4 protein-coding genes are annotated in these 3,913 nt (G+C 63.5%); 1 reads left to right on the top strand and 3 read right to left on the bottom strand.

Annotation, left to right across the window (positions count from 1 at the left end):
- From EN914_RS27385 to dapA, 3 genes are all read right to left on the bottom strand, one after another.
- The coding region (locus EN914_RS27385; RefSeq protein WP_407067817.1) for a GH25 family lysozyme at positions 1 to 461 on the bottom strand (461 nt) is incomplete at its 3' end.
- Between the two features lie 57 nt (positions 462 to 518).
- Positions 519 to 998: an SsrA-binding protein SmpB gene (gene smpB / locus EN914_RS27390; protein WP_013532594.1), complete on the bottom strand. Its 480-nt coding sequence runs from the start codon at positions 996 to 998 to the stop codon at positions 519 to 521.
- Positions 999 to 1,023: 25 nt separating this feature from the next.
- Entirely contained in the window at positions 1,024 to 1,905 is an 882-nt protein-coding gene (gene dapA, locus EN914_RS27395; protein WP_024503074.1) for a 4-hydroxy-tetrahydrodipicolinate synthase, read from the bottom strand.
- 247 nt (positions 1,906 to 2,152) lie between these two features.
- Between dapA and EN914_RS27400 the strand changes: the two genes are divergently transcribed.
- Positions 2,153 to 3,913, top strand: a 1,761-nt coding sequence (locus EN914_RS27400) for a lytic transglycosylase domain-containing protein (protein WP_164778950.1), incomplete at its 3' end; no start/stop codon positions are given.

The following is a 3,913-nucleotide window of genomic DNA, read 5'->3' on the forward strand; positions in this document are numbered from 1 at the left end:
GTCAGATAGACGATCGCAGGCTTGCCGAACGTCGCCTCGACTGGAGCGAGGAACGCGGCCAGTTCGGCGTTCAATTGTTCGGGCGTCGGCCGCTGCGGGCAGTTGCCGCCGAATTCGATGTCGACGACCGGCGGCAGCAGCGGCTGGTCGTGCGGCACAACCGAGATGAAATTCTTCGCCTGGTCGGCGCCAGGTCGGCAAAAGGTGAAAAAGTGATAGGCGCCGACGGCGAGACCGGCGGCGCGGGCCTCTTCCAGATTCCTCGCGAAGGCATCGTCGACATGATCGCCGCCTTCGGTCGCCTTGATGACTGCGAAGGCGACATCGTCGGCGGCGACACGCGGCCAGTCAATCCGGCCCTGATGATGGGAAACGTCGATGCCCCTGAGCGGATATTTGTCGCGGTCCGGCGAGAATGCCCTGAAATAGATGTAGCCGCCTGCTGCGACGAAACATACCAAGACCAGACTGGCCAGACCAAAGAGGACAATCCGGTTCTTCAAGCGAATGGCCCCAGCCTACCCACGCTCTTTTAACAGCCGGCCCTTCTCGCGCGACCAATCGCGCTGCTTCTCGCTCTCGCGCTTGTCGTGCAGTTTCTTGCCGCGGCCGACAGCGAGCAGCAGCTTGGCGCGGCCCTGGTCGTTGAAATAGATCTTTAGCGGCACAAGCGTCATGCCTTCGCGGTCGACGCTTTGCGACAGTTTCGCCATCTCGCGCTTGTTGAGCAGCAGCTTGCGGCGCCGCCTGGGCTCGTGGTTGAAGCGGTTGGCCTGCAGATATTCCGGCAGATAGGAATTGATCAGCCAGATCTCGCCGCCTTCGACCGAGGCATAGCTGTCCTGGATATTGGCCTGGCCCTGGCGCAGCGACTTGACCTCGGTGCCGGTCAGCACCAGACCGGCCTCGACCGTGTCGAGCACCTCATAGGAAAACCGCGCCTTGCGGTTTTCCGAAACGGTCTTGTTGTTGGGATCGGCTTTTCTGACTTGATTCATGATGCGGAGAGGTGGCGCCTCATCCCTAATTAATCAAGCCGGCGTGCTTCATAGCCGCATCGATCTTGTCGGCAGTCGACTGTTCGATCGTCACCAACGGCGAGCGCAGCACGTTTTCGACCTTGCCTAGCTTCGACAGCGCGTATTTGGCGCCGGAAACGCCAGGCTCGATGAAGATCGCCTTGTGCAGCGGCAGCAGGCGATCCTGCAGATCCAGCGCCTTGGCGCTGTCGCCGGCAAGCGTTGCCTCCTGGAATTCGGCGCACAGCCGCGGCGCGACGTTCGACGTCACCGAAATACAGCCGACGCCGCCATGCGCGTTGAATCCAAGCGCCGAAGCATCTTCGCCCGAAAGCTGGATGAAATCCTTGCCGCACGTGGCACGCTGCTCGGAAACCCGTTCGACCTTGCCGGTGGCATCCTTGACACCGACGATGTTCTTGAAGTCGTGCACGAGCCGGCCCATCGTCTCCGGCATCATGTCGATGACCGAGCGCGGCGGGATGTTGTAGATGATGATCGGCAGCTTGGTCGCCCTGGCGACGGCGGCAAAGTGCTCGTAGAGCCCGCGCTGCGTCGGCTTGTTGTAATAGGGCGTGACGACCAAAGCGGCATCGGCGCCGGCCTTCTCGGCATATTGCACGAGCCCAACGGCCTCATCGGTGTTGTTGGAACCGGCGCCGGCGACGACAGGAGCGCGGCCCTTGGCCACCTCGATGCAGACCTTGACGACGTGGCGATGCTCGTCATGCGACAGCGTCGGCGACTCGCCCGTGGTGCCGACCGGGACCAGGCCCGCCGTGCCCTCGCCGAGCTGCCATTCGACAAACGCGCGAAAGGCTTTCTCGTCGAAACGCCCGCTCTTTTCGAACGGTGTCACGAGCGCAGTAAGCGAGCCTCTCAGCATATCGTCCAACTCCTTGGCACTTCTGGTGTTTTGTGTCGGTGTTTGTGGTCGCGCCTTCTAACCGAAAGCGAAGCGGCGCACCATAGTCTCGACATGGTTGCGCGGCAAGCATTGCCATGGTGCCAGCAAGCGCAATTCGAACGGCCTCGCTAACTCTTTGTTTACGGGCTCTTCACGACCTCAGTTTAGGCTTCGAGGCATCTTCGCCAGCTTGTGGAATGCCAGGACAAGGAAAGATTTAGGGATCATGCCGGGCGGTCGGCCTCACCTTCTCGCGCTGCTTGGCGCCGCGCTCGCGCTGATGCCGGGCATGGCGATCAGCGGCAGCGTGGACGCACGGGTCACCTCAGCCATTCCGATTCCAGGCGCGGCAATTGCGCTGCCAGACCTGCAGGACAGAACGCGACAGGCGCCCTTGCCCGACGTCGCCCCTCTGAAAAGCGGACTGGATGCGTTGGCGCAGGGTGATAGTCCCCGCGCTCGTGGCGTGCGCGATGCCCTTCCGGCGCAGTCGCTCGACCAGCATATCCTTGCCTGGGCGATCGCGCTTTATGGCGGCGACAAGGTTCCGAGCGATGATATCACTGCTGCGGCCAAGATGCTGCCCAACTGGCCGGGGACCGTAGCCCTGCGCAAGAACAGCGAGCGCGCGCTCTATCGAGAGAACCCTGCCCCCGACATCGTCATCAGGGCGTTCGATGGCAGCCAGCCGCAGACATTCGAAGGTGTGATGGTTCTCGCCCGCGCCTATGTGGCGTCCAGCAATACCAAGGCGGCGCGTTCCGTGCTGTCGCCCTTCTGGCGCACCGCGATCCTGGAGGCCAAGGACGAGGCGGCGCTGATCAAGGAATTCGGCAGCCTGATCCCGGCCGCAGACCACCGCTTTCGCATGGAGCGCATGTTCTATGCCGACCGCGCGAATTCCGCGCTGCGCGTCGCCGGCCTCGCCGGCGCCCAGCAGCTCGCCGATGCATGGGCGGCGGCCGACAAAGGCGACAAGAACGCGCCCAAGCTGCTGAAGGCCGTGCCGGCAATGCAACGTTCGGCCGGCTACTTCTTCGCGCAGGCCGAATATTTGCGCAAGCAGGAGGATTTTGCCGGCGCTGCAGCCGTTGTGATGCAGGCACCGACCGATCGCGAAGCTCTGGTCGATCCGGATGCCTGGTGGGTCGAGCGCCGGGTGCTGTCGCGTGAACTGGTCGACCAGGGCGACATGAAGGCCGCGTACAAGATCGTCGCTACACACGCCGCCGAAAGTGCCACCAATGCGGCCGACGCCGAATTCCATGCCGGCTGGTACGCGTTGCGCGGCCTGAACGACCCCAAGCTTGCCGCAACGCATTTCGCTCGCATCGCCGACCTTGCCCAAGGGCCGATGACGCTGTCGCGCGCGTATTACTGGCTCGGCCGTGCCGCCGAAGTCGGCGGCCCGGGCAACGCCAAGGATTATTTTGCGCGCGCCGCTGCCTACGGCACGACATTCTACGGCCAGCTTGCCGCCGAACGTGTCGGCCGGCAGGCGCTCAACATCGTCTATCCCTCGCCAAGCGCCGCCGACCGGCAGAACTTTGCCGGCCGCGAGGCCGTCAGCGCCATCAAGCGGCTGCAGGAGGCGGGCTACGATCGCTATGCCGAGACGCTCTATCGCGACCTTGCCGGGCAGTTGACCAGTCCAGGCGAACTGGCGCTGCTCGCTGTCCTTGCCGAAAAGCAAGGGAACCATTTCATGGCGCTGAAAATCGGCAAGATCGCCGGGGCGCGCGGCATTGATGTCGGCGCATTGTCGCATCCGCTCGGCGTCATTCCCGATTCGGCCGACATTTCCGGCTCAGGCAAGGCGCTGGCCTATGCGATCGCCCGCCAGGAAAGCGAATTCAACATCGGCGCCGTGTCGAGCGCCGGCGCGCGCGGGCTGCTGCAGCTGATGCCGGGAACCGCAAGGCAATTGGCGAAGAAGGCCGGGCTGCAGTTTTCGCAAACACGGCTGACCACCGATGCCGGCTACAAC

Origin of the sequence: Mesorhizobium sp. M7A.F.Ca.CA.001.08.2.1, assembly GCF_003998455.1 — a bacterium.
Taxonomy (GTDB): Bacteria; Pseudomonadota; Alphaproteobacteria; order Rhizobiales; family Rhizobiaceae; genus Mesorhizobium; species Mesorhizobium ciceri.

Bases quoted from the DNA above. Each gene is read 5' to 3' on its own strand.
- dapA (WP_024503074.1), bottom strand. From the start codon at position 1,905: ATGCTGAGAGGCTCGCTTACTGCGCTCGTGACACCGTTCGAAAAGAGC.
- smpB (WP_013532594.1), bottom strand. From the start codon at position 998: ATGAATCAAGTCAGAAAAGCCGATCCCAACAACAAGACCGTTTCGGAA.